The organism is Microbacterium sp. ISL-103 (genome assembly GCF_018613995.1).
In the GTDB taxonomy this organism is placed as follows: domain Bacteria; phylum Actinomycetota; class Actinomycetes; order Actinomycetales; family Microbacteriaceae; genus Microbacterium.
The window spans coordinates 1-2099 of record NZ_JAGGPD010000236.1; the positions used below are offsets into that span (position 1 = coordinate 1).

A 2099-nucleotide genomic window follows, 5' to 3' on the forward strand; every position below is an offset into this window, starting at 1 on the left:
CCCGACGACACCGCGTACGCCCTGCCCAAGAAGGGCTCGGGCACGCAGGAGATCGCCACGACCATGGCGTTCGTCCGTCTGCTGAAAGACCTGCTGCGCTCGAAGGACTTCGGCCACCGCATCGTGCCGATCATCCCCGACGAGGCTCGTACGTTCGGCATGGACGCGTACTTCCCGTCTGCGAAGATCTACAACCCGAACGGCCAGCACTACACGTCGGTCGACCGCGAGCTCCTCCTCGCCTACAAGGAGAGCCCGCAGGGCCAGATCGTGCATGTCGGCATCAACGAGGCGGGCGCTCTCGCGGCGTTCACCGCGGCGGGCACCTCCTACGCCACGCACGGCGAGCCGCTGATCCCGATCTACCTCTTCTACTCGATGTTCGGATTCCAGCGCACCGGCGACGCGCAGTGGGCCGCGGGTGACCAGATGGCCCGAGGCTTCATCATGGGCGCGACGGCCGGTCGCACCACCCTCACGGGTGAGGGCCTGCAGCACGCCGACGGTCACTCGCACCTGCTCGCCGCCACCAACCCGGCGACGGTCTCGTACGACCCGGCCTACGGCTACGAGATCGCGCACATCATGCGTTCGGGTCTCGAGCGCATGTACGGCGGCAACCACGAAGACCCGAACGTCATGTACTACATCACGCTCTACAACGAGCCGATGGTCATGCCCGCCGAGCCTGAGAATGTGGACGTCGACGGCATCGTTCGCGGTATCCATCGCATCTCGGTCGGCGAGGGCGAGGGCCCCCGCGCCCAGCTCTTCGCATCGGGTGTCGGACTCCCCTGGGCCCTCGAGGCGCAGCAGCTGCTGAAGAACGACTGGGGCGTGATCGCCGATGTCTGGTCGGTCACCTCCTGGACCGAGCTGCGCCGCGACGGTCTCGCCGCCGACGAGCACAACTTCCTGCACCCGGAAGAAGAGCCCCGCACCGCGTACCTCACGCAGAAGCTGCAGGGCGCCGAAGGTCCGGTCGTCGCTGTGAGCGACTTCATGCACGCCGTGCAGGACCAGATCCGTCCGTGGGTTCCGCAGCGTTTCGCGACGCTCGGCGCCGATGGCTTCGGATTCTCCGACACACGCGCCGCTGCTCGTCGCTTCTTCAAGATCGACGGCCCGTCGATCGTCGTCCGCACGCTGCAGTCGCTCGCCGAAGACGGGGTCGTCGACCGTTCTCTCGCCGCGCAGGCCATCCAGAAGTACAGCCTGCACGACGTGAACGCCGGCACCAGCGGCAACGCGGGCGGCGAAAGCTGAGCCATCGGTGACGGGTTCCTCTTCGCGCGGCATGGACAAGTCCGCCACGCTCACCTGGCTGCGCCGGATCTCCGGTGACATCGCCTCGGTGACGATCAAACGCCTCGAGGACACCCTCCCCTGGTACGCCGACATGCCACCAGCCCGCCGCTCTGCGGTCGGGCTGGTGGCCCAGGCCGGCATCACCTCGTTCATCCAGTGGTACGAGGACCCGACGTCGACGCCGTGGATCGCCGCCGACATCTTCGCTGCGGCACCGCGCGAGCTCCTTCGCAGCGTGAGCCTGCAGCAGACGCTGCAGCTCATCCGCGTCACCGTCGAGGTCACCGAAGAGCGGGTCGCCGGCAAGGGCGCGGATCTCCGCGAGGCGATCCTGCTCTACTCTCGCGACGTCGCCTTCGCCGCAGCCGACGTCTACGCCCGCGCCGCCGAGGCGCGTGGGCTCTGGGATGCCAGGCTCGAAGCCCTCGTCGTCGACTCCATCCTCACGGGCGAGGCAGACGAAGAGCTTCCGAGCCGGATCGCTGCCCTCGGCTGGCACGGCCACGGTGAGGTCGCAGTGCTCGTGGGCACGACTCCCCCGCAGTTCGATGTCGACCTGGTGCGCCGCACGGCGCGAAAGCTCGCCGTCGACGTGCTCATCGGCGTGCAGGGCTCGCGTCTCGTGCTCGTCATCGGTCGCGCGCGCATCGCCGGACAGGAACTCGCCGAGGGCGAAGAGGAAGAACTCGGCTTCGAAGAGATCGCCTCGCGCCTCGAGCACTCCTTCGGCCCCGGGTATGTCGTGCTCGGCCCCGCCGTCGCGGCCCTCGTCGCCGCCAGCCAGAGCGCAC

At 68.3% G+C, this 2099-nt stretch carries 2 protein-coding genes; both read left to right on the forward strand.

Going from position 1 to position 2099, the window contains the following annotated elements:
* A partial coding sequence (locus J7E68_RS09655) for a transketolase-like TK C-terminal-containing protein (protein ID WP_396652496.1) occupies positions 1–1266 on the forward strand: 1266 nt, incomplete at its 5' end.
* Between the two features lie 31 nt (positions 1267–1297).
* A partial coding sequence (locus J7E68_RS09660) for a PucR family transcriptional regulator (RefSeq protein ID WP_215172067.1) occupies positions 1298–2099 on the forward strand: 802 nt, incomplete at its 3' end.